This is a genomic window from Mycobacterium sp. NPDC048908 (assembly GCF_043197955.1).
GTDB lineage: Bacteria > Actinomycetota > Actinomycetes > Mycobacteriales > Mycobacteriaceae > Mycobacterium.
The window spans coordinates 99524-125195 of the sequence record NZ_JBICUE010000001.1; the positions used below are offsets into that span (position 1 = coordinate 99524).

Annotated in this window: 27 protein-coding genes and 1 other RNA gene; 17 read left to right on the forward strand and 11 right to left on the reverse strand. The window is 66.4% G+C overall.

All coding sequences use genetic code 11. The features are described from left to right. Window positions 1–13: 13 nt before the first annotated feature. Window positions 14–1390 carry an acyl-CoA dehydrogenase family protein gene (locus ACGFK1_RS00455; protein ID WP_393423965.1) on the reverse strand — a complete coding sequence of 459 codons (1377 nt, stop codon included), beginning with the start codon at window positions 1388–1390 and terminating at the stop codon, window positions 14–16. A gap of 149 nt (window positions 1391–1539) precedes the next feature. Here ACGFK1_RS00455 and ACGFK1_RS00460 point away from each other — a divergent pair, with 149 nt between their 5' ends. Beyond that, on the forward strand, window positions 1540–3426 hold the full coding sequence (locus ACGFK1_RS00460) for a CHASE3 domain-containing protein (RefSeq protein ID WP_393423968.1): 1887 nt from the start codon (window positions 1540–1542) through the stop codon (window positions 3424–3426). Between the two features lie 3 nt (window positions 3427–3429). Here ACGFK1_RS00460 and ACGFK1_RS00465 read toward each other — a convergent pair whose 3' ends face one another. The 4 genes from ACGFK1_RS00465 to hisN form a co-directional block, all read right to left on the reverse strand. Beyond that, window positions 3430–3720 (reverse strand): hypothetical protein, encoded by a 291-nt coding sequence (locus ACGFK1_RS00465; protein WP_393423971.1) that lies wholly within the window; start codon window positions 3718–3720, stop codon window positions 3430–3432. A gap of 41 nt (window positions 3721–3761) precedes the next feature. Further along, window positions 3762–4004, reverse strand: a complete 243-nt coding sequence (locus ACGFK1_RS00470) for a hypothetical protein (RefSeq protein ID WP_393423974.1) — start codon at window positions 4002–4004, stop codon at window positions 3762–3764. Window positions 4005–4113: 109 nt separating this feature from the next. Further along, window positions 4114–5193, reverse strand: a complete 1080-nt coding sequence (amrS, locus tag ACGFK1_RS00475) for an AmmeMemoRadiSam system radical SAM enzyme (protein WP_393423977.1) — start codon at window positions 5191–5193, stop codon at window positions 4114–4116. A 19-nt stretch (window positions 5194–5212) separates the two neighbouring features. Next, complete coding sequence (hisN, locus tag ACGFK1_RS00480) at window positions 5213–6001, reverse strand: histidinol-phosphatase (protein WP_393423980.1); 789 nt, start codon at window positions 5999–6001, stop codon at window positions 5213–5215. Between the two features lie 23 nt (window positions 6002–6024). Between hisN and ACGFK1_RS00485 the strand changes: the two genes are divergently transcribed. Continuing rightward, window positions 6025–6348: a hypothetical protein gene (locus tag ACGFK1_RS00485; RefSeq protein WP_393423983.1), complete on the forward strand. Its 324-nt coding sequence runs from the start codon at window positions 6025–6027 to the stop codon at window positions 6346–6348. A gap of 41 nt (window positions 6349–6389) precedes the next feature. On the opposite strand, the gene ACGFK1_RS00490 is transcribed toward ACGFK1_RS00485, so the two are convergent. After that, entirely contained in the window at window positions 6390–7754 is a 1365-nt protein-coding gene (locus ACGFK1_RS00490; protein ID WP_393423986.1) for an FAD-dependent oxidoreductase, read from the reverse strand. A 101-nt stretch (window positions 7755–7855) separates the two neighbouring features. Here ACGFK1_RS00490 and prfB point away from each other — a divergent pair, with 101 nt between their 5' ends. From prfB to ACGFK1_RS00525, 7 genes are read left to right on the forward strand one after another with little or no spacing between them, the layout of a single operon-like run. After that, window positions 7856–8962, forward strand: coding sequence for a peptide chain release factor 2 (prfB, locus tag ACGFK1_RS00495; protein WP_393423989.1), 1107 nt, complete (start codon window positions 7856–7858; stop codon window positions 8960–8962). Beyond that, entirely contained in the window at window positions 8952–9929 is a 978-nt protein-coding gene (locus ACGFK1_RS00500) for a mechanosensitive ion channel family protein (RefSeq protein WP_393423992.1), read from the forward strand. The genes prfB and ACGFK1_RS00500 overlap by 11 nt, the downstream gene beginning before the upstream one ends. Further along, window positions 9929–10357 (forward strand): hypothetical protein, encoded by a 429-nt coding sequence (locus ACGFK1_RS00505; RefSeq protein ID WP_393423995.1) that lies wholly within the window; start codon window positions 9929–9931, stop codon window positions 10355–10357. The genes ACGFK1_RS00500 and ACGFK1_RS00505 overlap by 1 nt, the downstream gene beginning before the upstream one ends. 46 nt (window positions 10358–10403) lie before the next feature. Beyond that, window positions 10404–11093 carry a cell division ATP-binding protein FtsE gene (gene ftsE / locus ACGFK1_RS00510; protein WP_393426226.1) on the forward strand — a complete coding sequence of 230 codons (690 nt, stop codon included), beginning with the start codon at window positions 10404–10406 and terminating at the stop codon, window positions 11091–11093. Then, window positions 11094–11990: a permease-like cell division protein FtsX gene (gene ftsX, locus ACGFK1_RS00515; protein WP_393423998.1), complete on the forward strand. Its 897-nt coding sequence runs from the start codon at window positions 11094–11096 to the stop codon at window positions 11988–11990. 2 nt (window positions 11991–11992) lie between these two features. Further along, a complete protein-coding gene (gene smpB, locus ACGFK1_RS00520) occupies window positions 11993–12484 on the forward strand; it encodes an SsrA-binding protein SmpB (protein ID WP_393424001.1) in 492 nt (163 codons plus the stop codon). A 5-nt stretch (window positions 12485–12489) separates the two neighbouring features. Then, window positions 12490–13335 (forward strand): EamA family transporter, encoded by an 846-nt coding sequence (locus tag ACGFK1_RS00525; RefSeq protein WP_393426229.1) that lies wholly within the window; start codon window positions 12490–12492, stop codon window positions 13333–13335. A gap of 31 nt (window positions 13336–13366) precedes the next feature. Here the strand turns inward: ACGFK1_RS00525 and ACGFK1_RS00530 are convergent, their stop codons facing one another. After that, window positions 13367–13867: a DUF427 domain-containing protein gene (locus tag ACGFK1_RS00530; protein WP_393424004.1), complete on the reverse strand. Its 501-nt coding sequence runs from the start codon at window positions 13865–13867 to the stop codon at window positions 13367–13369. 239 nt (window positions 13868–14106) lie between these two features. Here ACGFK1_RS00530 and ACGFK1_RS00535 point away from each other — a divergent pair, with 239 nt between their 5' ends. Next, window positions 14107–14940: a maleylpyruvate isomerase family mycothiol-dependent enzyme gene (locus tag ACGFK1_RS00535; protein ID WP_393424007.1), complete on the forward strand. Its 834-nt coding sequence runs from the start codon at window positions 14107–14109 to the stop codon at window positions 14938–14940. A 79-nt stretch (window positions 14941–15019) separates the two neighbouring features. Beyond that, window positions 15020–15388, forward strand: a transfer-messenger RNA (tmRNA) gene (gene ssrA / locus ACGFK1_RS00540). Window positions 15389–15434: 46 nt separating this feature from the next. On the opposite strand, the gene ACGFK1_RS00545 is transcribed toward ssrA, so the two are convergent. The 3 genes from ACGFK1_RS00545 to ACGFK1_RS00555 are packed head-to-tail and all read right to left on the reverse strand — an operon-like array spanning window position 15435 to window position 18289. Further along, entirely contained in the window at window positions 15435–16808 is a 1374-nt protein-coding gene (locus ACGFK1_RS00545) for an FAD-binding oxidoreductase (RefSeq protein ID WP_393424010.1), read from the reverse strand. Continuing rightward, window positions 16805–17401, reverse strand: a complete 597-nt coding sequence (locus tag ACGFK1_RS00550; protein ID WP_393424013.1) for a TetR/AcrR family transcriptional regulator — start codon at window positions 17399–17401, stop codon at window positions 16805–16807. Before ACGFK1_RS00550 ends, ACGFK1_RS00545 begins: the two co-directional genes overlap by 4 nt. 30 nt (window positions 17402–17431) lie before the next feature. Next, on the reverse strand, window positions 17432–18289 hold the full coding sequence (locus ACGFK1_RS00555) for an NmrA/HSCARG family protein (RefSeq protein WP_393424016.1): 858 nt from the start codon (window positions 18287–18289) through the stop codon (window positions 17432–17434). A 169-nt stretch (window positions 18290–18458) separates the two neighbouring features. On the opposite strand from ACGFK1_RS00555, the gene ACGFK1_RS00560 reads away from it, so the two are divergent. The 3 genes from ACGFK1_RS00560 to ACGFK1_RS00570 are packed head-to-tail and all read left to right on the forward strand — an operon-like array spanning window position 18459 to window position 21328. Beyond that, window positions 18459–19313: an SDR family oxidoreductase gene (locus ACGFK1_RS00560; RefSeq protein ID WP_393424019.1), complete on the forward strand. Its 855-nt coding sequence runs from the start codon at window positions 18459–18461 to the stop codon at window positions 19311–19313. A gap of 48 nt (window positions 19314–19361) precedes the next feature. Then, complete coding sequence (locus tag ACGFK1_RS00565) at window positions 19362–20801, forward strand: alpha/beta hydrolase (RefSeq protein WP_393424022.1); 1440 nt, start codon at window positions 19362–19364, stop codon at window positions 20799–20801. A gap of 50 nt (window positions 20802–20851) precedes the next feature. Further along, window positions 20852–21328 (forward strand): SRPBCC family protein, encoded by a 477-nt coding sequence (locus tag ACGFK1_RS00570; RefSeq protein ID WP_393424025.1) that lies wholly within the window; start codon window positions 20852–20854, stop codon window positions 21326–21328. A gap of 19 nt (window positions 21329–21347) precedes the next feature. On the opposite strand, the gene ACGFK1_RS00575 is transcribed toward ACGFK1_RS00570, so the two are convergent. Continuing rightward, entirely contained in the window at window positions 21348–22712 is a 1365-nt protein-coding gene (locus ACGFK1_RS00575; RefSeq protein ID WP_393426231.1) for an MFS transporter, read from the reverse strand. 179 nt (window positions 22713–22891) lie between these two features. On the opposite strand from ACGFK1_RS00575, the gene ACGFK1_RS00580 reads away from it, so the two are divergent. The 3 genes from ACGFK1_RS00580 to ACGFK1_RS00590 are packed head-to-tail and all read left to right on the forward strand — an operon-like array spanning window position 22892 to window position 25671. After that, window positions 22892–23212, forward strand: a complete 321-nt coding sequence (locus ACGFK1_RS00580; RefSeq protein WP_393424028.1) for a DUF732 domain-containing protein — start codon at window positions 22892–22894, stop codon at window positions 23210–23212. A 58-nt stretch (window positions 23213–23270) separates the two neighbouring features. After that, window positions 23271–24458, forward strand: coding sequence for an acyl-CoA dehydrogenase family protein (locus ACGFK1_RS00585; RefSeq protein ID WP_393424031.1), 1188 nt, complete (start codon window positions 23271–23273; stop codon window positions 24456–24458). Continuing rightward, entirely contained in the window at window positions 24451–25671 is a 1221-nt protein-coding gene (locus ACGFK1_RS00590; protein WP_393424034.1) for an acyl-CoA dehydrogenase family protein, read from the forward strand. The genes ACGFK1_RS00585 and ACGFK1_RS00590 overlap by 8 nt, the downstream gene beginning before the upstream one ends. Window position 25672: the final 1 nt, after the last annotated feature.

Below are 25672 nucleotides of genomic sequence, written 5' to 3' on the forward strand. Positions count from 1 at the left end.
TTTCGCTCGAAAGTTAGATGACGACAACACCCTCGGCAACGCCGATGGCCCGCAGGTCGCGGTACCAGCGTTCGACCGGGTGCTCCTTGGTGTAACCGTGGCCGCCGAGCAGTTGCACGCCGTCCAGTCCGATCTGCATGCCCTTGTCGGTGCCGAGTCGCTTGGCCAACGCGGCCTCGCGGATGAACGGGAGGCCCTGATCGGCGCGCGACGCTCCGCGCCAGGTGATGAGTCGCAGGCCGTCGAACTCGATCGCGATGTTGGCGCACATGAATGCCACCGCCTGGCGGTGCGCGATCGGTTCGCCGAAGGCGTGACGTTCCTTGACGTAGGGCACCACGTAGTCGAGTACCGCGTGCGCGGTGCCAACGGCCAGTGCCGCCCAGCCAAGTCGGGACAGCGCGACCGCTTCCGAATAGTCCTCATCGGTCGCGGCGTCCTCGCCGAGGCGCGCGCTCAACGGCACGGTGACCCGGTCGAGTTCGATCTTGCCGAGCGCCGCCGCCCGGATACCCATGCTCGGGTCGGCGGTGACGGTGAGGCCCTTGGCCGAGGATTCGACGATGAACAACGCGGGCTTGCCGTTGAGTTGTGCTGCCACGATGAACAATTCGGCATTCGCAGCCGCGGGCACCAACGACTTGACGCCGTCGAGTCGATAGCCGCTGGGGGTGCGCACCGCGGTGGTCTTCAAGGCGGTGGGATCGAAAAGCGGATGCGGCTCGGCGATCGCCACGCACGCCTGGGGCACGTTCTCGCCGGCGAATTCCTTGAGATAGGTCGTCTGCTGGTCGGCGCTACCCCAGTGGGTGAGCGCTGACGCGACGCCCGCCGGTGCGAGGATCGGCAGCGCCAGACCCATATCGCCGTACGCCAGCGCCTCTGCCACCAGAACGTTGGTCACCGCGGCCCGATGTGCCGCGATGCCGTCGAAATCCTCCGGCACGTTTATCGCCGTGATGCCCAGCTCGGTCGCCTTGGCGACGAGGTCGGGCGGATAGGTGGTGGCTTCGTCGGCGTCGTGGGCCGCCGGACGTATCACCTCTTCTGCGAATTCGGTGACGGTGTCGACGATCATCTGCTGTTCGTCATCGGGTGTCAGGTCGAAGTAATCGGCCCCGCTCTTCTTCAGCCGGGTCGGCCCGCCGGGGGGCCCCGACACCCGTTTGAACTGCCGATTCGCCGCACCCGCGGCGGCGAACACCTGCTTCACGCCGTACTTCAGGCCTCGATTCAGCGGATCCCGCAGGTTGTAGCGGTCCAAGAACTCCTGCCCGACGATGGGGGTGATCACCGCCAACCCGATGTCGGTCGCGGTCCTCTTGTGCTTGTGCATGCCGACGGCGCTCTCTTTACCGGAGCGCTTGTTGGACGGCAGTGTGTTGGTCATTTCAGCTGCCTCGCTTGCTGGTGGACGTGCGCGAACACGCAACTGACTCCAGAGTAAGGTATTCGAACTGACTCTTGAGTAAGGTCCCCCGTTTTGTTGCGAACCTCACATGCGCATGCTCTACCTTTAGGCGAACCGGAAGGAGTGGTGTGCGAGTCGGGCTGACCACGCGCCTGCTGGTGGCGACGGGCGTGGTTGCAGCGATCGTCACCGCCGCCTTCGTGTTCCTCTTCTTCGCGATGGCGTCCGTGCACCGCGCCAGGGATATGGCCACGCACTCCGCGGACGTGTCCTACGTCGCCCGCGACGCCAGGAGAATGCTCGGCGACATGGAGACCAGCCAGCGCGGCTACATCATCACCGGTGAGCAGAATTTCCTGATCCCTTGGGAAACCGCACGGCAGAAACTTCCCGAGCGGCTGACGACGCTGCGCACCATGGTCGACGACCCCGCCCAGGCCGACCGGGCAGCGGCATTACAGGCCGGCGCGTTGGCCTACGTCAACGACTACGCGGTGCCACTGGTGGCCGGGGCGCGGCGCGGCGATTCCTGGGTGAGGGGCATTCCGGCCAGTGACGAAGGCAAGCAGAGGATGGACGCGCTGCGCCGGCAGTTGGATGAATTCCTCATGGCCGAGTTCGCACTGAGCAACGCGGAGCAGGTGAAGGCCGACCGTGACTACCAGCACGCGACGATCATGGCCGCGGTCGGCCTTGGCGCCTCGTTGCTGGTGACCGCGCTGAGCACCCTGTACCTGGCCCGAGGCGTCGTCGGGCCCGTGCGGCGCACCGCCAGAATGGCCGAGCGCCTTTCCGCGGGGGACCTGCAGGCGCGAGTGCCCGAAACCGGCAAGGCCGAGATCGCGGTGCTCGAGCGCAATTTCAATGCGATGGGCGAATCCCTGCAACACGGGCGCGCTGCGCTCGCCCGGATCACCGACGAGCAGGCCGCGCTGCGGCGCGTGGCGACGCGTGTCGCACAGGGACGACCGGCCCGCGAGATATTCACCTCTGTCACTGAGGAAGTCGGTTTGTTGCTCGGCGCCGACATCACGCGCCTGTTGCGATTCGAGCCGGACGGAAGCGCAACGGTCGCCGCCGCGTGGACTCGCACCGGAAATCCCGTGGCGGTCGGCACCCGCATCGACGTCGACGTCACCGTTGCGGGCCGGGTGCGGCAGAGCGGTCTGTCGGCCCGCGCAACGGAGGAGTCGCCGCCCGGCCTGTCAGCAGGCACGTATTCGGCGGTCGGCGCCCCGATCATGGTGAGCGGTTCGATGTGGGGCGCGATGACTGCCCTCTCGCCGCTCGACCGCCCGCTGCCCGACGACACCGAAACCCACATGGTGGAATTCACCGACCTGGTCGGAACGGCCATCGCCAATGTGCAAGCCCACGCCGACCTGGTGGCGTCGCGCGCCCGCATCGTCACCGCGGCAGACGAGACGCGTCGACGCATCGAGCGCGATCTTCATGACGGCATCCAGCAGCGCCTCGTCGCACTCGCGCTGAAGCTGCGGCTGGTCGAGCCTGCGGTGCCCGCCGGCGCGCCCGAATTGCGAAAGAACTTGGCGGCGCTGGACGCCGGGCTACTGGAGGCCGTCGAGGAACTGCGTGAGCTGTCCCGTGGCATTCACCCGGCGATCCTGTCCAAGGGCGGGCTCGGGCCGGCGCTGCGCTCGCTGTCGCGCCGCTGTGCCGTGCCGATCGAATTGGATGTCCGCGTCGAGGATCGGCTTCCGGAGAACATCGAGGGAGCGGCGTATTACGTGGCCGCAGAAGCCCTGACGAATGCCGCCAAACACGCGAACGCGTCGGTTGTGTCGCTGTGCGCCGTCGTCGAAGATGGCCGCCTGGTCTTGACGGTTGAGGACGACGGCGACGGCGGGGCCGACCCGTCGCGCGGCTCAGGACTGGTCGGGCTCACCGACCGCGTCGAGGCTGTCGGCGGCACGTTGACCGTCACCAGCCTGCGCGGCGAAGGAACGACACTGCGCGCCGAGCTTCCATGGCAGTCCGCGGTCGCGATCGACTAGACCTCAGCGGTGCCCGCCGCCGTGGAAACCTCCGCCGTGGAAACCGTCGCCGGCGAACCCGCCGCCGACGAAGCCGTCCCCGAGCAGGAACGCCTCGTCGCCGTACGGGTTGAACGAAAGCGGTCCGGGGGTGGCGTCGATCTGAACGTTGCCAGGCGACTGACACACAGTTCCGCCGCCGGTGGAGTCACAGTCGTCGCCGGTGGTGGACGCCGACGCGATGGGTGCCGCCGCGATTGCGGCCGCGACGGCTGCCGCCAACACCGGCGGGAGGTAGCCCAGTTTGCGTTTCATTGTGATTCTCCTTAGTCGTTGTCGCGCAGTGTGATTCATCGTCAGAACAGGAAACCGATACCGCCGTAGGGGTAGTACTGGACAGGCGGCGGCGCATCATTGATCTGCACGTTGCCCGGCGACTGACACACGGTCGCGCCTCCGGTCCCGGCGCACGCCTGGTGCGGCTGTGCCGCGGGCGCTGACGTGCCGGGGGCGGCCGATGCGACCGGCGCTGCGAAGATCGCTGCCGCGACCGCGGCCGCGCCTAACACCGGTGTGACGTGAGGGAGTCTCGTGCGCATCGCGTCCCCTTCCATTGGTTTGCCTGGATGCAGTTACAGACTGCGTCACGCACGAGCCGGTGTCGTCCCTGCTGTCACCCGTTGAGGCCCCCGGCTAACTGGTAGTCGGCTAACGAACGACTACCGGCAGTCGGCGAGCGCCCCAGCTGCCGACCGGGCCGTCGTAGACGCCTGGCAGTTGCGTATCGCAGCGTCTGCAGCGGCCGGAATCGGTTAACCCGTAGTGGCGCATCGCATACCAATCGCGTACCACAGCGGGGCTACCGCATCCGGGACAAACCGTGGTGCCGCCGGCGCGGTCATGAACAGTGCCGGTGTAGACGAACTGCAGTCCCTCACCCAGCCCGATCCGGCGGGCCCGGCTCAGCGCCTCGGGCGGGGTCGGCGGAGTGTTCCGCATCCGGTAGTCGGGATGGAACGCGGTGAAATGCACCGGCACCTCGGGACCGAGGTGGTCGCGAACCCAGGCACATTCCGCTGCGATTTCGGCGTCACTGTCGTTGTGGCCGGGGATCAGCAGCGTGGTGATCTCGAGCCATACGTCGGTTTCGTGACGCAGGTATACGAGGGTGCCCAACACGTCGGCGAGGTGTCCGGCACAGACGCGGTGGTAGAACTCCTCCGTGAACGCCTTCAGATCGACGTTGGCAGCGTCGATGTGCCGGTAGAACTCCGCGCGCGCGGGTGGGCACATATAACCCGCGGTCACTGCGATGGCGCGGATCCCGCGGTCATGGCAGGCATCCGCAACGTCGGCCGCGTACTCCCAGAAGACCGTTGGATCGTTGTAGGTGAAAGCCACACTGCGGCAGGCTGTTTCGTCTGCAACGCGGGCCAGTTCTGAGGGGCTCGCGCGGTCGGCGAGGGTGTCGGTCGCTCGGGACTTGGAGATGTCCCAGTTCTGGCAGAACTTGCACGCGAGGTTGCAGCCGGCGGTGCCGAAACTCAGCACCGGGGAGCCGGGAAGGAAGTGGTTGAGGGGTTTCTTCTCGACGGGGTCGACGCAGAACCCGCTTGAGCGTCCGTAGCTGGTGAGCACGATCTGGTCGTCGAACCGGGCGCGGACGAAGCACAAGCCGCGCTGGCCGTCATGTAATCGGCATGCGCGCGGGCACACATCGCACTGGATCCTGCCGTCGTCGAGGCGATGCCAGTGTGTGGTGGGAACCGTGAACGAATCGAAGGTCATGACGCCTCCACCCGCCAGGCTACCGGCGTTCGAGCCTGCCGAGAACGGCCTCGTGCAGCAGCGTGTTGGTGGCTACCGCGCTGCCGCCGTGCGGGCCGGGATTGCCGGTCAGGTCGGTGAACGCGCCACCGGCCTCGCGCACGACGATGTCGAGTGCGGCCAGGTCCCACAGCGACACTTCCGGCTCGGCGGCGATGTCGACAGCACCCTCAGCGAGCAGGCAGTAGGACAGGAAGTCGCCGTAGGCGCGGACCCGCCATACCGCATCGGTCAGGTCGATGAAGCTGTCACGCAAACCCAGATCGGCCCACCCCGACAGGCTGGAGAACGACAGACTGGCCGACTCGAGGTCGCCCACCGACGACACCGAGATACGCCGGGGCGGCGCACCGGCGAACGATGTGAACGCGCCCTCGCCTGCGGCTGCCCACCAACGCCGTTGCAGCGCAGGCGCACTCACGGCGCCCGCGACCGGAACCCCGTCCTGCAGCAGCGCGATCAAGGTCGCCCACACCGGCACCCCGCGAACGAAGTTCTTGGTGCCGTCGATCGGGTCGATCACCCACTGTCTACCGGTGAACGCCGCGGTACCGCCGAACTCCTCACCGAGGACGAGGTCGTCGGGCCGCTCGTGCGACAGGACGTCTCGCAGTGTCCGCTCGACTCCGCGGTCCGCATCGGTGACCGGCGTCAGGTCCGGTTTGGTGTCGACGTGAAGGTCCAACGCGCCGAAGCGCTCCATGGTCAGCGCATCGGCTTGGTCGGCAAGTCGGCGCGCGAGGGCCACGTCATCTGCGACCGCATACATGGCAGCAGTCCTACCATGTCGGTGTGCTGGAGTTCGTGATCATCATCGTGCTCATCGGGGCCTTGGTCGCGTTCGCGGCGCCCTGGATCATGCGACGGCGGGGTGCGGGCGCCGACTGGGTGCAGGGCAACTTGCTGGTCACCGGGGTGAGCCCGAAACCCGAGGCCACCGGCGAGCAATTCGTCACGATCACCGGCGTGATCAACGGCCCCACGGTCGATGAACATGTCGTGTACCAACAGCTGGCCATCGACGTCGCCGACTGGCCGACGATGGGCCAGCTGTTCCCCGTGGTGTACTCGCCGACCAACCCGGACCGCTGGGCGTTCGCGCCGCCGCAGGCCTAGCCACCCAGCGTGGGACGACTGCGGCCGCGGTGGCGCGGCCCTCAGCCGTGTGCGATGCGCAGCAGTTCGGCGACGCTGGTGACCTTCACTCGCGGCCGGCCGTGCGGCTCGCCTGCTGACCGTTCGTAATCGTTGATCAGCTTCCAGTGGTCGTCGGTGATCAGCTTGGGCTGCCGCGACAGCAGCCACTCGACCAGCGTGTCCGCATAGTCCTCGCCCACATCGGCCAGCTCGGCGCCGGCCAGGTCGGCGAGCAGAGTGTCGACGGTGTCCTGCGAGTCCTTCTTGTTGCTGCCGATCACGCCGGTGGGACCACGCTTGATCCAGCCCACCACGTATTCGTTGCGGCTGCCTTCTACCCTGCCGTCGGTGTGCGGGATGGTGCCGCTGCGCTCGTCGAACGGGAGCCCCGGCGTCGGGACACCCTTGTACCCGACCGCGCGCACCACCAGTTGAGCGGGCACTTCCTCACGCTCGCCGGTGTCCTTGGCGACGACGCGGCCGTTGTCGTTGACCAGTTCGTTGCGCCCCAACACGATTGACTGCACGCGACCGTCGCCCTTGATCTCGATCGGCGATGTGCGAAAGCGAAAGACGATGCGCCGCTTCGCGCCCTTCGGCGCTCGTTCGGAGTACCCGCGCAGCACCTTGATGTTGTTACGCACCGTCTTGGGCGCGGCTTCGAGGTCCTCGTCGGAGATGTCGGCGAAGTCGGCCGGGTCGACGATCACGTCGACGTCACCGAGGCCTTCCAGGTCGCCGAGCTCGCGCAGCTCCAGTGTCGTGAACGGCGCCTGCAGCGGCCCGCGCCTGCCCACGATGAGCACCTCTTCGACGCCGCGATCGTGCAACGACTTCAATGCGTGATCGGCGATGTCGGTGGTGGCCAGCACGTCGGGGTCGGTGACCAGAATGCGCGCCACGTCCAGCGCGACGTTGCCGTTGCCGACCACCACCGCCCGTCCGCTTGAAATGTCGGGCGCCATCTCCTCGAAATGCGGGTGCGCGTTGTACCAGCCGACGAAGTCGACGGCCGCGACGCTGCCGGGCAGGTCCTCGCCGGGGATACCCAGTGACCGGTCGGACTGCGCGCCGACGGCGTAGATCACCGCGTCGTAGCGCTCGGCCAACTCGGCGGCGTGCACGTGATCCCCGACGACGATGTTGCCGAAAAATCGGAACCGCGGATCCAGCGCGGTCTTCTCGAATTGGCCGCTGATCGACTTGATCTTCGGATGGTCGGGCGCGACGCCCGAGCGAACCAGTCCCCACGGCGTTGGCAACATCTCCAGCATGTCGACCCGAACGTCTGCGTCCTCGCTGGCGTCGGCGAACTTAAGAAGCGAGGCAGCGGCAAAGTAGCCCGAAGGCCCTGACCCGACGACCGCCACGTGATATGGGCGCATATACAGCTTTCTGTCGCTGCCCGGTCACCCGCAGGGGGCTGTCGCGTCGTGGCCAGGCTGGTTGCCAGTCCGATGGTAAACCGCCGGTACCCTGAACTCCCGTGGATCCTGACCGTCAAGCCGACATCGCCGCCCTCGACGCCACCCTGACCACGGTGGAGAGGGTGCTCGACGTCGACGGGCTTCGTGGTCGGATCGAGAAGCTCGAGCAAGAGGCCTCCGACCCGAATCTGTGGGACGACCAAGCACGCGCCCAGAAGGTCACCAGCGAGCTGTCGCATACCCAGGGTGAGCTGCGCCGGGTCGAGGAACTCCGGCAGCGCCTCGACGATCTGCCCGTGATGTATGAGCTCGCCGCCGACGAAGGAGGCGCCGACGATGTCGCCGAAGCCGACGCCGAGCGCAGGAAGCTGCGTGAGGACATCGAGGCGATGGAAGTGCGCACGCTGCTCTCGGGCGAGTACGACGCGCGCGAGGCGCTGGTCACCATCCGCTCCGGCGCCGGAGGGGTGGACGCGGCCGACTGGGCCGAGATGCTGATGCGGATGTACCTACGCTGGGCGGAAGCGCACAAGTACTCGGTCGAGGTGTTCGACACGTCCTACGCGGAAGAGGCGGGCATCAAGAGCGCGACATTCGCGGTGCATGCGCCGTACGCGTACGGGACGTTGTCGGTCGAGCAGGGCACGCACCGGCTGGTGCGCATCAGCCCGTTCGACAACCAGGGTCGGCGCCAGACGTCGTTCGCCGAAGTCGAAGTGCTTCCGGTCACCGAAACCACCGACCACATCGACATCCCCGAAACCGATGTGCGTGTCGACGTCTACCGGTCCAGCGGGCCCGGCGGCCAATCGGTCAACACGACCGACTCTGCGGTTCGACTCACGCACATCCCGACCGGTATCGTGGTGACTTGCCAGAACGAGAAGTCGCAATTGCAGAACAAGGTGTCGGCAATGCGCGTGCTTCAGGCAAAGTTGTTGGAACGCAAGCGTTTAGAAGAACGTGCCGAGCTCGATGCGTTGAAGGGCGACGGTGGCAGTTCGTGGGGAAACCAGATGCGCTCCTACGTGTTGCATCCGTACCAGATGGTGAAGGACCTGCGCACCGAGTACGAGGTCGGCAATCCCGCGGCAGTACTGGACGGAGACATCGACGGATTCCTCGAAGCGGGAATTCGTTGGCGCAACAGACGAGATGACGAATAGCACCGTATTAGCAGAGAGTTTCGCCGACCGGTGGCATGGCTTCTGGATCGGCAATATCGGCATCTGGATCCTCGAACGCGGTGTGCCGATAGCGCTCTATCTCATCGGCGGCCTGCTGGCGGCGCGCTTCATCAACTGGGGTGCCAACCGGATCGTGCGCCGCATCGATGCGGATTACCGGGAAAGCGACCAACTGGTGCGTTCGGAGAGCGCCAAGCATCGTCAGGCCGTGGCATCCGTCATCTCGTGGGTGTCGGTCGCGCTGCTGTTCGTCATGGTGTTGGTGCAGGTCACGTCGATTCTGGCGATCCCGGTCGGATCGCTGGTGGCGCCGGCCGCGGTCCTTGGCGCCGCGCTCGGTTTCGGTGCGCAGCGCCTGGTGCAGGATCTGCTGTCCGGGTTCTTCATCATCACGGAGAAGCAGTACGGCTTCGGTGACCTGGTGGCCCTGACGGTGTCCGGTATCGCCGCCCCGGCTGAGGGCACCGTGGAGGACGTCACGTTGCGCGTCACCAAGCTGCGGTCCACCGAGGGCGAGGTGTACACCATCCCGAACGGGCAGATCGTCAAGACCGTGAACCTGTCCAAGGACTGGGCGCGCGCGGTGATCGACATCCCGGTTCCTGCCTCTGCCGATCTGAACATGGTGAACGACGTGCTTCACGGGGTCGCCCAGAAAGCCGTGGAGGATCCGAGCCTCGATGCGCTGCTGTTGGACGCGCCTCAGTTGATGGGTGTCGAGAGCATCGAGTTGGACACCGTGAACCTGCGGATGGTCGCGCGCACGCTGCCCGGTAAGCAGTTCGAAGTCGGCAGGCGGATCCGCGTGCTGGTGGTCCGCGCGCTGCGCCGGGCAGGCATCGTGTCACCGACCGACGGGCACAGCCCGCTGGTCGAGGCGATCCCGCACCCGGCGCGGATCGGTGGTGCCGAGGAGACGCAGGCACCGCCGGAGCAGCAGAAGTGATGAAGTCGTGGTTCACCGCCCGGCTCGGCAGGATGCGGGTGTCGACGATCGCGCTGATCGTCGCTTTCCTGGCGCTGTTCTGGGTGTATCACAACTTCGAACCGCAGCCGACGCGGCCGGCGGCGCCGCCCGCCGCGGTGGTCCCGCCCGGGTTCGTGCCCGACCCCAACTACACCTGGGTGCCGAGGACCAACGTACGAAGGCCCAAGGAGCCCGCGGTCACCACGACCACCACGACCACGCCGACCACCACCAGCCCGACGGAGACCACCACACCGTCACCGACCGACACCACCAGCCCGACGTCGCCGACACCGACGACGACGGTGGTCCCGGGTCTGCTCGGGCCGCAGACCGTCACCCTGCCGCCAACGCCCGCCCCGCCGCCGGGGCCGGGGCCGGCACCCGCGACGCCGGCCCCGAGTTAGCGTTGAGCGGCGTGCACCTCGGCCACCGCTACACTGGCGTGCCGTGATGATCACCCTCGACCATGTGTCAAAGCAGTACAAGTCGTCGGCGCGACCGGCCCTCGACAACATCTCGGTCAAGATAGACAAGGGTGAGTTCGTCTTTCTGATCGGTCCGTCGGGATCGGGCAAGTCGACGTTCATGCGGCTGTTGCTGGCCGAAGAGCACCCGTCGTCGGGCGACATCAGGGTGAGCAAGTTCCACGTCAACAAGCTGGGCGGCCGGCACATCCCGAGCCTGCGCCAGGTCATCGGCTGCGTCTTTCAGGACTTCCGGCTGCTGCAACAGAAGACGGTGTTCGAAAACGTCGCCTTCGCGCTGGAGGTCATCGGTAAGCGCGGCGAGGTGATCAACCGGGTGGTGCCCGACGTGCTGGAGATGGTCGGGCTGTCCGGCAAGGCCAACCGGCTGCCCGGCGAGCTGTCCGGCGGCGAGCAGCAGCGTGTCGCGATCGCCCGTGCGTTCGTCAACCGGCCGCTGGTGCTGCTGGCCGACGAGCCGACAGGCAACCTGGACCCCGAGACCAGTAAAGACATCATGGATCTGCTCGAGCGGATCAACCGCACCGGGACCACGGTGCTGATGGCCACCCATGACCACCACATCGTTGACTCGATGCGTCAGCGCGTCGTCGAACTCGAGCTCGGCAGGCTCATCAGAGACGAGCAGCGCGGCGTCTACGGAATGGACCGCTAAGTGCGCTTCGGCTTCCTCGTCAATGAAGTCCTGACCGGACTTCGCCGCAACGTCACGATGACGATTGCGATGATCCTGACCACCGCGATCTCCATCGGCTTGTTCGGCGGTGGATTGCTGGTGGTGCGGCTGGCCGACCAGTCGCGCAAGATCTACCTCGACCGCGTCGAGAGTCAGGTGTTCTTGACCAATGACGTGTCGGCCAACGACCCCACCTGCGACGGCGATGCGTGCAAGGCGTTGCGCGCGAAGATCGAAGGCCGCGACGACGTGAAGTCCGTGCGGTTCTTGAACCGCGATGACGCCTACAACGACGCGATCCGCAAGTTCCCGCAATACAAGGATGTGGCGGGCAAGGACGCCTTCCCGGCGTCGTTCATCGTCAAACTCGACAATCCCGAGCAGCACAAGGATTTCGACCAGGCGATGGTCGGTCAGCCAGGCGTGCTCAATGTGCTGAACCAGAAGGATCTGATCGACCGACTCTTCGCGGTGCTCGACGGGATCAGTAATGCCGCGTTCGCTGTTGCGCTGGTTCAGGCCATCGGCGCAGTGCTGTTGATAGCCAACATGGTTCAAGTCGCGGCCTATACCCGTCGCACCGAGATAGGCATCATGCGACTGGTGGGCGCCACCCGCTGGTACACCCAGTTGCCGTTTCTCGTGGAGGCCATGCTGGCCGCGTTCATCGGTGTGGTGATCGCGATCGTCGGCCTGATCGTCGTGCGAGCATTGTTCCTTGAGAACGCTCTCAACCAGTTCTATCAAGCGAATCTGATCGCCAAGGTGGACTACGCCGACGTGCTCTACTTCAGCGCGCCGTTGATGTTGTTCCTCGGCCTGGCGATGTCAGGCATCACCGCCTACGTCACGCTGCGTCTGTACGTTCGAAGATAACCATGGCGAAGAAGGCCGACCCCTCGAGGTCCAACAACAAGGTCGTCGCGACGAACCGCAAAGCGCGGCACAACTATTCGATTCTCGACACGTACGAAGCCGGCATCCAACTGGTGGGCACCGAGGTGAAGAGCCTGCGAGAGGGCCAGGCGTCGTTGGCCGATGCGTTCGCGACCGTCGACGACGGCGAGATCTGGCTGCGTAACCTGCACATCCCGGAATATCACCACGGCACCTGGACCAATCATCCGCCGCGGCGCAACCGCAAATTGCTCTTGCACCGCAACGAGATTGACAACCTGGTCGGTAAGGTCCGAGACGGCAACCTGACGCTGGTGCCGTTGTCGCTGTACTTCTCCGACGGCAAGGTCAAGGTCGAACTCGCATTGGTGCGCGGCAAGCAGGCCCACGACAAGCGCCAGGACATGGCCAAGCGTGACGCGCAGCGTGAAGTGACACGGGAACTGGGGCGGCGCGTCAAGGGCATGCGCTGACCGGGCTGGAGGGACCGGGCTTCGCGCTGGCCTCAGCACTCGGCTACGGCGTCAGCGACTTCATCGGCGGCTTGGCATCCCGTCGGGTCGCCGCCCTGCGCGTGGTGCTGGTGTCCTATCCGCTGGCGCTGGTGATCCTCGCGGTGCTGGCCATGATCGTGGGCGGAGAAATCAACCAGGGCGCAGTGTTGTGGGGCGGCCTGTGCGGCATCAGCCAGGCGTTCGGCATCTGGTGGTTCTACGCGGCGTTGGGCGCCGGGCCGATCTCGGTGGTCTCGCCGCTGACCGCGATTCTGGTGGCGGGCATCCCGGTTGGCGCCGGCCTCGCGTTGGGGGAGCGGCCGGGCGCTCTCGCGGCGGTCGGTGTGGTGGTTGCGTTGGTGGCGGTCGTGTTGGTGTCGCGGCAGGCCACTGACGAGGACGCGACACCGCACAGGTTCACCCCGACCGTGGCCTGGCTGACGGTTGGCTCCGGCGTGGCGTTCGGGCTGAACTTCGTGATGATCCACCAGGCCCCGGTCGACGCGGAACTGTGGCCGCTGGTGTTCGCGCGACTGTCGGCCAGCGTCGTGGTGTTCGTCGTCGCCGCGGTCAGCGCGAATCTGCGCCCACCGACCGGCACGCCGTTGAAGCTCGCGGTGCTGGCGGCGGTGCTGGACGCCATCGCCAACATCGCGATGCTGCTGGCGCTGCACGCGTCGTTCCTGTCACTGGCGGGCGTGCTGATGTCGCTCTATCCAGCCGCGACGGTGATGTTGGCGATCGTGGTGCTGCGCGAACGGGTGACGGTGTGGCAGGCGGTCGGCATGGTGTTGGCACTGGTCGCCGTCGCGATGATCGCCATCGGCTGATCGGCCCTCTCTTCGGCGAGGCGCTGCTGTGTCACCATCTGCTCGATCCGGGGATGCCCTTGAAGGGCCCCGCCACCCAGCTGGTGATCCAGCCACCGTAGAAGCCGCCCGGTTGCGGGATGACCTGTTCACCGTTGACGGTGCAACGATCGACGAGCGCGGCCATCACGGCGACGGCGCCGGCAATGACCCGAAATGCTGGCGCTGGATGCGCGTAGCTCCACGCGGCCCGCGGGGCAGTCTTCGCCGCGGTCACCAAGTCGTAGTAGTCGGCCCGACCCTTCCATTCACACCACGACGAGCCCGTGGCCGCTCGTAGAGTGCCGTCGGCGAAACTGTCCGGCGGCAGATAGTACGTGGGCGGATGACTGGTTTCGAGCACCCGCCATGCGCGAGTGGTGGACGCGATCGTCTGGTCACCCAGCTCGATCGTGATCGAGCCGATGAACTCTTCCACGCGTGGCGGGCGGGGGTAATCCCACACCGATTCCTGACCGGGCCTCGTCGGCTCCGGCCTCCGAAGTTGTGCCATCGCACTCTCTTTCCTCGTCCGACCTCATATCCGACCTCATGTTGCTGAGGATCGCCCAGGTGACGGCCGCCGACGTCACCACGGTCCGTGTGATCAGTCGCGAAACCGCTCGAACACCGTCCACTTCGCCTCCCTCCACGGCTTCGCCGTTCTGGAGGGATTCGTGGCGGCTCACGGCCTGGATGGGCACCCGCGTGTTTCGCGCACGCTCCCGCGTCGCGACGGCTACGTTCAGCCCAATGAGCTCCCGACCCGTGACGACCCTCGACAAATCCGACGTCCTTGCGGGCCTGTTCGCCGTGTGGGACGAGATCGACACGGTCCTCGCGGGCCTGACCGATGAACAATGGCGTGCGCAGACGCCGCTGCCGGGTTGGACGGTTCACGATGTGACGGCGCACCTGGTCGGCACCGAATCGATGCTGGGAGGCGCCGCGCCGCCCGAGGTCGACGTCGACATCTCGACGCTCGAGCACGTGCACAACGATATCGGCGTGCTGAATGAGCGCTGGGTCCGCACGCTGCGTGGCATTAGCCCCACCGATCTGCTGGACAGGTTCCGCACCACGACGCGCCAACGCCGCGAGCAACTGACGGCGATGTCCGATGACGACTGGAATAAGGTCACCGCAACGCCCGCCGGGCCCGACACCTACGGGCGGTTCATGCGGGTGCGTAATTTCGACTGCTGGATGCACCTGCAGGACGTGCGTGACGCGCTCGGTCAACCGGCCGCCGATCCAGCGGGACCTGCGGCCTCGTTGGCGCTCGATGAGATGACCGCCAGCATGGGTTTCGTCGTCGGCAAACTCGGCGGCGCGCCGGACGGATCGCGGGTGGCCATCGAGTTGACGGGGCCGCTGGCCAGGACGATCAACATCGCCGTCGACGGTAGGGGTCAGGTGGTCGACGACTTCGGGGATCAACAGCCCACGGCGAGCATCAGCCTGGACGCACTGCTGTTCACCCGGCTGGCGGGTGGCAGGACCGCCGTCGACCACGCCGCGATCGGCTACGGCGGCGACGAGGCGGTCGGCAGGCGCATCGTCGAGCGCCTCAATTACGTGATCTAGCTGGGATTAATTAATCGCTGGTCTGTGTTGTAGGGCCAGGTAGAATGGAGTGTCCTGCCGAACGTCGGCGGGGGCGCGAGGGGCTGAACGGTTTCGACTTCGCGCATCGAATCAAGGGAAGCGTGCCGGTGCAGGCAAGAGACCACCGTAAGCGTCGTTGCAACCAATTAAGCGCCGATTCTCATCAGCGCGACTTCGCACTCGCTGCCTAAGCGACTGTGAGTCCGTCAGTCCGGGAACGCCCTCGACCCGGATCCTGGCGTCATCTAGAGGGATCAACCGATGAGTTCGGTCGCGGGACTCATCGGGACACCAAACAGCGACTGGGATCGTCATCCTGACTTGTTCGCGTGATCAGGAGATCCGAGTAGAGGCATAGCGGACTGCGCACGGAGAAGCCTCGAGGGAATGCCGTAGGACCCGGGTTCGATTCCCGGCAGCTCCACAACAGAAGCGGGTCAGGACGAAAGGTTTTGGCCCGCTTCGCTTTTCCGTCACTTGTCGGTCAGCGGGTCGCGCTGGAATCTGAACAGACGGTCCGAATCCAGCGCGTCCCTGGCGGCGCGCAGGCGGTCGATGTCGGACGCCGGGAAGGCTTCGACGGCGCCGAGGATGCCCTCGCAGAACGACGGCGCCGAACGGCCCGTATCGACTGGGCGTGCTGCGGCCCGGACTCGTGACAACACCGCATCGACGCGTTGGCGGGCCGCCTCGTCGGGTGCCGCTCCGACGGCGTGGAGCAGGAACGGTCCGCTCACCCGTGTCTGCATTCCGTCTGGTGCCTGCGCCGCAGAGGCGGTGTGACGCAACTCGATCATGTTCAACCCGTCGGGGGAACCGATCGCGGCGGCGGTGAACATTGCCACGATTGCCTCCGCGTCAGGCGTGTGAAGCCAGCGACCGACTCCGCGCGCCGGTACCGCCACGGGTGGGTCGAGATGGATCGTCGTCAGCGATGCGACATCGCCGGGCCCGGTGGTGTCGACCGCGGGCGAGGCGGCGCCGACGACGGAGGCCCGCAGTTTCTCGACGTTGGCCGGGCCGTCGGGTGAGGCATACGACAGATGAACCGCCGCGCTTCCGCGCAGATGCTCGGGAAACGGTCCATCCGCGGGCAGTTGCAACAGCGATAGATCGCTGGTCACGTCGTCGTCGATGTCGGCGACCGCCGCCGACCACGCCGCGGCGACGTCGGCCAGGGCGTCGACTGGCCACAGCAGGCTGCCGGTCCACAGCTGGGCAACCGGGACCAGGTCCATCACGATCGAGGTGGCCAGACCCACCGGCGCGCCTCCTCGGAACGCCCAAAGTGCTTCGCGGTCAACGGCTTCAGACGCGTCGGCGGAAGCGACACGGAGGCATCCGGTGCTGCTGACGTACTCCACCGAACGCAAGGCCGCCGCGGCGAGGCCATGCTTGCGCACGAACCAGCCCACCCCTCCGCCGAAGGCATAGCCGGCGACGGCCACCGACGGTGAGGTCCCGCCCAGCCCCAGCAATCCGTAACCCGTTGCGGCCGTTTGTACTTTCGCCCAGGTGGCGCCAGCGCCCACGGTGGCAGTCCGCGACACCGCATCGATGGTGACGTCGTTCAGCGCGGAGGTGTCGATCAGCACGGTGTCGTCCGTGATCGCCTGGGCGGCGCCGTGACCCGAGGCGTGAACGAGCACCGGATGCCCGTATTGCGCGGCGACCTGGACCGCGAGCGAAACGTCGCCGGCCGTGCGTGCCCAGACCACCGCACCGGGGGTCTGCGGAAAACTGGCGTTCTGGGGGCTGGTCGCCTCGGCGTACCCGTCGCGGCCGGGTGTGAGGACCAAGCCCGGCAGTAATGCTTCGAGTGCGCTGAGTACGGCGGAGGTGGTCATGTCGGTAACTCCTTCAGCGCCGCGCCGCGCGGTGCGAGGCCGGCGAGGTAGATCTGCTTTTGTCGATGTAGGACGGCGACCCATGAGGAGTCCGGCGACAGCGTGTGGGCCAGCAGGGCGCCGAAGCCGATGACGTCGGCGGCGGTCACGTCGCCGCGAATGGTGCGGTCGTGCCGGCCTTGCTCGAGGATGGCGTCGGCGATCTCCCAGATGCGTCGGCGGGTATGTTGCGCGGCGGCGCTCACGTGTTGCGGCCCTCCATGCATGGGCAGCACGAGTTCTCGGCGATGCGCGATCGTCGCGTCGTAGAACGCCTCCAGCTTGGCGATGCCGGGGTTGTTGCCTTGGTTGGCCCGGTCAATTGCGGCCAGCACCAACTCAAATGACCGCTCGGTGAGCGCTTCGAGCAACCGTTCGCGGGTCGGATATCGGCGGTACAAAGTGCCCACCCCGACTCCGGCTGCCTCGGCAATCGCGGCCATGGAGATGTCGCGGCCCTCGCGGGCGAACATCGCCACGGCCGCTGCGAGCACGCGTTCGCGGTTCTCGGCAGCATCACGGCGCAACGGCCGGTCGGTGTCATGCGCGATCATTGCCTGCTTCCATCCCAATAACCGGACGAGTTACTCCCAGATCGATGCGGGGGTCGCGACGCTGCGGCGCATCCAGGCGGCGAGGTCTTCGGCGTCGGGCACCCACCGCCGGGTGTCGGCGAAGTCGGCGCGGTAGGCAGGCAAGTCGGTGAACCAGCGGAACATCGACTTGCGGTCCTCGTCGTCACCGAGCACGTCGAGCGGTGCTTCCACGTAGCGGGCCGGGACGCCCAGTTGTGCGGCCACGATATCGGCGATCTGCGAACCGGTGATCTCGTCGCCGGCGATCTCGAGGCTCTGCGGGGCGTCGTCGCGATTGAGCAGCAGCGCCGCCGCCGCCTTGCCGATGTCGCGCACCGAGATCATCTGCAGCGGCACCCCGTCGGGCAGCGGCAACGCGATGCGGGCGGGCTTCGCCTCGACGTCGATCATCCTGATCAGGTTGTCCATGAAGAACGTCGGGCGCAAAAACGCGACCCGCGTGCCGGTATCCAGCAAGAACTCCTCGATGCGGCGCTTGCTCTCGAAGTGCGGGATCCCGGTGTTCCGCTCCGCGCCGCCGACCGAGCTGTACACGAGATGAGGCAGCGCCGCGGCCTCGACAGCGTCGGCGAGGGCGCGTCCGTGGGCGATCTCACCGTCAGTGCCCTCCGGCCCTGAGTATGTGGTCATGGCGAAGGCGGCTGAGGCACCTTCGAACGCGGCACGTAACGAGGCGGGGTCATCAAGGTCGGCGGCGACAACGTCAATGCCTCGTTTCGCGAGGTCGCTGGCGGGCTTTGCGCCGGGGTCTCGGACTGCTGCTCGTACCGGTGCGTCGAGGGCGAGCAGGGCATTGACGACCGCCGAGCCCTGTTGGCCGGTGGCGCCGATCACGGCGATGGTCATAAGTGAGGCTCCTTCCCATGTGCGGGTTGCGAAAACGACCTTGTGTAGCTTCTACCCAATATCCGGACGAATTATTCCGGATAATTGGTTCGGCGACTCCCGGCCACGCTCACGCCGTTACGCTCCCCGTCGACGCTGATGGCGTCAGCAACCAGAGGGGACAGGTGGAATGGGCGTGTACGCGGTCACCGGATCGGCGTCCGGTATGGGGGGCCAAGCCGCCGACAAGCTGAGGGCCGCGGGCCACACCGTGATCGGCGTGGACGTCAAGCAAGCCGACGTCGTGGTTGATCTGTCGACGCCCGACGGTCGACGAGCGGCCGCTGACGCGGTACTGGCCGCTGCCGATAACCGGCTCGACGGAGCCGTGCTGGCGGCCGGTATCGGGCCGACCCCGGGGCCGGACGGCCCGCGCCGCATCTTCGAAGTGAACTACCTCGGCGTGGTGGAACTGTTGACGGGCTGGCGCCCGGCGCTGGCCGCGACCGGCCGGGCCAAGGTGGTGGCGATCGGCAGCAACTCGACAACCACGACCCCGGTCGTACCAAAGCGCACAGTACGTGCGTTGCTCGCAGGCGATGTCGCCAAGGCCGCACGCTCAGTACGACTTCTCGGGCCGGCCGCAGGGTCCCTCGCCTACGCGGCTTCCAAAATCGCCGTATCACACTGGGTCAGGCAGACTGCGGTGACACGCGACTGGGCGGGAGAGGGCATCCGGCTGAACGCGCTGGCGCCGGGAGCCATCATGACGCCTCTGCTCGAGAAGCAGCTGTCGATGCCTCGCGAGGCCAAAGCCGTCCAAGCGTTTCCCGTGCCGATCGGGGGATTCGGCGATCCGGGACAGCTCGCCGAATGGATGTTGTTCATGCTGTCGGACCCCGCCGATTTCCTCTGCGGCAGCGTCATCTTCGTAGACGGTGGATCCGACGCCTACTTCCGCGCGAAGGATTGGCCGCGCAGCGTCCCGGCGCGGCGCCTTCCCACCTACTTGTGGCGGTTCGCGAGGTACGCCCGCTTTACGTGAGGTGGTAGACGCCAGCGTCCTCACAGGAAGCGCTTCGAGACTGGCGGAGTGCCGCCGACCGGTCCTTCGAACACACCTGGAACGCCGACGCTGATGCCGCCGCTGCCTGACCCGGATTTCAGCAGGTTCGGCCACGGCGTCTCACTGTTGGGCGGATGGCTACCGCTCACCGTCGAGATCCTGGCGGTCGCCGTGCTGGTGGTCGGAATGGGTTGGCGAACGCGGCGCTGGCGGATTCTCTGGGTGCCGGTCGCGGCGGCCGCCGGGGTCGCGGTGGCGCTTGGTGCCCGGGCCTACCTGAATTCCGAAGGGCTCGCGTCGGACCCGGCACCGCTGCGACTGTGGCTGTGGACCGCGGTATTCGCAGCGTCAGTCCCCTTGGCGCTGTTGGGTTTTCGCGGTGCATCATGGTGGCGGCGTGGAATGTCGTTGCTGGCGGTTCCGCTGACGTTGCTGTGCGCCCTGCTGGTGTTGAACAACTGGGTTGGCTACTACCCGACAGTGCAGAAGGCCTGGGGCGACCTGACCTCGGGACCGTTGCCTGACCAAACCGACGTGTCCGCGCTCGACGGATTGCGCAACACGCACCCGGTGACCGGCAAATTGGTCCCCGTCGACATTCCCGATGACGCAAGCGGATTCAAGCATCGCCGTGAATACGTCTATCTGCCGCCGATGTGGTTCGCAGGCGCGACGCCGCCGTCGCTGCCCGCGGTGATGATGATCGCAGGAGAGTTCAGCAACCCGACGAACTGGATGCGGACCGGAAACTCGATATCGGTGATCGACGAGTTTGCGAAGGCGCATAACGGCGCGGCCCCGGTGTTCGTCTTCGTCGACTCGAGCGGAAACTTCAACAACGACACCGAATGCGTGAACGGCCCGCGGGGCAATGCCGCGGACCACCTGACCAAAGACGTCCGGCCCTATGTGATTTCGCGGTTCGGCGCTTCGGCGGACCCTTCTCGGTGGGCCGTGGTCGGCTGGTCCATGGGCGGCACCTGCGCCATCGATTTGACCGTGATGCACCCCGACCTGTTCACCACCTTCGATGACATCGGCGGTGATCGGGGCCCGAACTCCGGAACCAAGCAGCAGACGATCGAGCGTCTGTACGGCGGCAACGCGGACGCCTGGGCTGCGTTCGACCCGCGCACCGTGATGGCCAAGCACGGACCCTATGCCGGTGTCGCAGGATACTTCGACGACTCGCAGGAACCTGCCGATGACAAGACGAAAAACCTGCCCGATCGCAAGCTGAAGCGTGATGCGCCAGTGGGATTCGGCGGCCACGACGACGCCGACGAATACCGGGAGAAGGGCGCGCTGCCGGATCTGTGCGCCGCCGCGGTCAAAGTCGACATCGGATGCTCGTTACGCGTCTATCCGGGCTATCACACCTGGCAGTTCGCCGCTACGGCGTTTGCCAACGCGTTGCCGTGGTTGGCGGCGCGGGTGCGAACGCCCGGGGCGCCGCGAACGAGTTGAGTACTGTTCGAAACAGCAGATCGACACGCTACAGGAAAGGCAGGCACGGTATGGGCGTGACGGTAGTCGACGCTGGTCCACGACAGGTCAGCCGGTCCGTAGAGGTGCAGGCCCCTGCGCCCGAGGTATTCGCGATCCTGGCTGACCCGACGCGTCACCACGAGGTGGACGGTTCGGGCACCGTCCGCGACAACATTCGGGCTCCTGCGGAATTCGTTGCGGGTGCCCGATTCTCGACGCGAATGCGGATGTATGGACTGCCCTACCGCATTACCAGCACTGTCACGAAGCTCGAGCCTGACAGGCTCATCGAGTGGCGCCACCCGGTCGGTCACCGTTGGCGCTGGGAGTTCGAAGCGTTGTCACCGACGTGTACCCGAGTCACCGAGACGTTCGACTACCGCGACACCGGTCGGGTCAAGGACGGGCTGAGGTATTACGAGCGGATGGGCTTCGCCAAACGCAATGCGGTCGGCATCGAAGCAACCCTCTGCAAGCTGCGCGACCGGTACGCCTCGCCGGCCTGAGCCCTGACTGCTGCCGTCGTCACTTCGCGCCGGCGTGCGGGGGAGTCCGTGGCATGGCCAGCACCGCGACGGCGGTCGCCGCTGCGACGACGAGCACACCGATGAACACCGCCGCCGAACCCGACTTGATCGCCGCCGGGCCGACCGAGTGCACGTCGCCCGGTCCGAAAATCGAGTTGGCGATCGCGCCGAAAACGGCGACGCCGACCGCGCTTCCGAGCGACCGGGCGAACATGTTGTTGCCCGTGACGACGCCGCGTTCGGTCCAGTCGACGCTCGACTGCGCCGCGACGAGCGTCGGCACCGCGAGCAGACCCATGCCGCCGCCGATCACCAAACACACCGACGCCACCACCGCCACGTTGGGCCGGTGTGCGGTCGTGGCGAGTACTGCCGATCCGGCGATCACCAGCGTGACGCCGAGGACGGCAGTGTTCTTGAAGCCCCACCGCAGATAGAACCGCCCCGCGACACTGGCGGTCGCAGGCCAGCCCAGCGTCAGCGCGGCAAGTGCGAGGCCCGCGATCACCGGTTGGACCCGCAGTGAACCCTCGAGAAACGTTGGCACATAAGACGTCAAGCCCATCAAAATGGCCCCGATGCCGAACGCGACGATGGTGGTCGCGGACAACAGTCGGCGAGAGAACACCCACAGCGGCAATATCGGCTCAGCGGCCCGGCGCTCCACCACGACGAAAGCCGCGAGCAGCACGGCGCCCGTGGCGAATGCAGTGATGCTGGGCGCCGACGACCACGACCATGTCTGGCCGCCACCGAGAATTGCCAGGATCAGCGATGTCATCGCGCAGGCCAGCAGGGCCGCGCCGATGACATCGACTTTTCGACGGCGGTGGGTGACCTGCTCGCGGAAGTGCCTGCTGAACATCCATGCGGCCAGAAGGCACAGCGGGATGTTGATGAGGAAGACGCCACGCCAGATACCCAGTTGCGAGAAGACGCCGCCCAATAGCGGTCCGACGACCGGCGAGATCGCCCACACACTCGCCAGATAGCCCTGCACTCTTGCCCTCTCGGCGACCGTGTAGATGTCGCCGACGATCGTCATCGCGGTCGGTTGGACGGCTCCCGCGCCGAGACCCTGAACGGCTCGAAAGACGATCAGAGCGGGCATGTTCCACGCCACCGCACACAGAATCGAGCCGGCAAGGAATGCCGCGATGCCGAGTAGCAGGATGGGTTTGCGGCCGAAGATGTCGGAGAGCTTGGCGTAGATGGGAACGGTGACCGCCTGCCCCAGCAGATAGGCGGAGAACAGCCACGGGAACTGGCTGAAGCCACCCAAATCGCCGACGATGGACGGGACCGCTGTTGCGAGAACTGTCGAATCGATGGCGACCAGTCCGGTGCTCAACATCACCGACATGAGCACCGGTCCGCGTTCGGAGCGGAAACCGACAGCTGCCTCGCCGGGGATGTCGCTTCTCAGAGACAACGCCGACGCCCCTTTCTCCGATAAGCCGAAGCCATCAGGGTAGTTCCCGTCACCTGGGAATATCCTGGGCGGTACGAGCGCGCGGCCCGGCCGCCATCTATGGTGTTCCCGTGAGAGGCGTGTGCGTATCGATCGTCGTTGCAGCGTTCGCTTCGCTGTTGTTCGCGGGACCGGCCAGCGCCGACGCCGCCGACGACAACTATCTCAGCCTGATCAAGGCCAGCGGGCTGGGCTGCGGGCAGGGACCTTTCGAGTGCCCTACCGGTGACAGCGACATGATCTCGATCGGGCGCGCGATATGCAGACAACTCACCCATGGCAACTCCTCGCTGGCGGTGTCGCAGGCGATCCTTCGACAGAAACCCGGCGTGCAGCCCGACACGGTGGCCCGCATTGTCGCCATCTCGAAGGCCGCGTACTGCCCGAACTGAGCGCCGCCACGGGGGGCCGCTGATTCTCGACGGGTGTCGAGTTTCTATCGTGACTGGCATGAGCAACGATGCTGATGCCGAACGGGTCGCCGACTTGGCCCGGACCGTGGTCGCCGATCACGACCCGACCAAGGTGCCGGTCCAGGAGTATCTCGGCGCCTGTTACGACGCCGGACTGTCGTGGGTGCACTTCCCCGAAGGCCTCGGCGGCCTGGGCGTGTCCCGCGGACTACAGGCGGTCGCCGACCGCATTCTGCAGGGGGCGGGCGGACCGGTGCCACTCGGGCTCAATCCGATGGGATACGGGATGGCCGCGCCGACGATCCGCGAGCACGCGCAGTCCGAGGACGTGAAGCGGCAATGGCTGCGACCGCTGGCCACCACCGAAGACTTGTGGTGCCAACTGTTTTCCGAACCTGGAGCCGGGTCCGATCTGGCCGGGCTGGCCACCTCCGCCGTGCGCGACGGTGACGACTGGGTGATCAACGGTCAGAAGGTGTGGACCAGCCTCGCCCACCGAGCGCGGTGGGGGCTGCTGCTCGCGCGCACGAATCCGGATGTGCCCAAGCACAAGGGCTTGTCCTACTTCGTCATCGACATGCACGGCGCGGGCGTCGAAACCCGGCCACTGCGTCAGATGACCGGTCAGGCCGAGTTCAACGAGGTGTACTTCACCGACGCGCGCATCCCGGACAAGCACCGCCTCGGTGACGTGGGCAACGGCTGGAGCGTCGCGATGACAACGCTGATGAACGAGCGCACCGCCCTGGGAGGCAGCGGTAGCCGTCGCGGCGCGGGCACCATTGCCGACGCGACCGCGCTCTGGGCCTCACGACCCGAGCGGCAGACACCGGTGCTGAGGGACCGGCTGACCCAGCTGTGGCTGCGCTCGGAGGCGCAGCGGCTCACCTCAGAGCGCTCGCGTGCCGCCGCGACCGTCGGAGGCCCAGGCCCAGAAGGCTCGATCGGCAAGCTTGTTGGGGCCGAGCTGAATCAGCACATCTATCAGTGGTGCATGGATTTTCTTGGGCCCGAAGGACTTCTGTATCGCGGATATGGGCAAGGCGCTGGCGAACGCGACTGGCAGGGCCCCATCCAGCAGAAGTTTCTGCGCAGCCGAGCCAACACCATCGAAGGCGGCACATCCGAGGTGATGCGCAACATCCTCGGCGAACGCATTCTCGGGCTGCCCGGGGATTTGCGGGCCGATGCCGGAATGCCGTGGAAGGAGATCCCCCGTGGCTGAGAAGTTCACAGATCAGCCTGGAGTCCGGGCTGAGAAGCTTTCCGACCAGCCGAACTACTCGGCTGAGTACAAGTTCACCGACGAGCAGAATCAATTACGCGCCGCGGTGCGCAAGTTCAGCGCCGAGCACTTCTCCGAGGAGAAGATCCGGAAGCTGATGGAGTCCGATCCGCCGTTCGACCAGAAGGTCTGGGCGCGACTGGGCGGCGAGCTCGGTGTCCTCGGCCTGTCCGTGCCAGAAGCCGACGGCGGTGTCGGCGGCACACTGGTCGACCAAGCGGTGGCCGTCGAGGAACTCGGCGCGCACCTGGCGTGCGGACCGCTATTCGGCACCGTCTATCTGGCGATGCCCGCCTTGGCCGCCGCGTCGTCCGGTCCCGAGCGTGACGAGTTGCTCGGTGACCTGATCGAAGGGCGGCGCACCGCGGCCGTCGCGGTGAACGACAAGGCCGGCGTGTTCGACCCTGACGCGGTCACGGTGACCGCCGACAGCGATGCGGTCTCGGGCACAGTGACTCAAGTGGTCGACGGTGGCATCGCCGACATACTGCTCCTCGCCGCCCGAGGATCCGATGGCGTCGCCCTGTACGCCGTCGACGCCACAGCCCAAGGCGTGCAGCGCACTGCGCTGGCCACTCTCGACCTGACCCGGTCGGAGGCCAACATCACGCTCTCCAACGCCCGTGGCAGCTTGATCGCCGGACCCGACGAGACCGAACGTGTGCTCAACCACGCGTTACAGGTGGCCGCAGCGTTGCTTGCCGTCGAGCAGGTCGGCGCCGCCCAGCATCTGTTGGACATCTCCGTCGACTATGCGAAGTCACGTCTGCAATTCGGCAGGCCCATCGGGTCGTTCCAGGCGGTCAAGCACCGGCTGGCCGATCTTCTGGTCGATGTCGAGCACGCCAGATCGACTGCATATCATGCTGTTTGGGCGTTGACCGACAGCTCCGACGATCCCGCGTTGGCGACAGCCATCGCGCAAGCGGTCTGCTCGGCGGCCTTCAGCCACGTCGCCACCGACACCATCCAAGTGCACGGCGGGATCGGATTCACCTGGGAGCACCAGGCGCACCTCTACTACAAGCGCGCCGCCACCGACGCTGTACTGCTGGGTGGTGCCGAGGCGCACCGGGATCGAGTCGCCGCGATGGTGCTCGACGGGGCCACCGCCGACCGAGTGCCGTGGGTGGCCGATGGCACGGCGGTCTAGC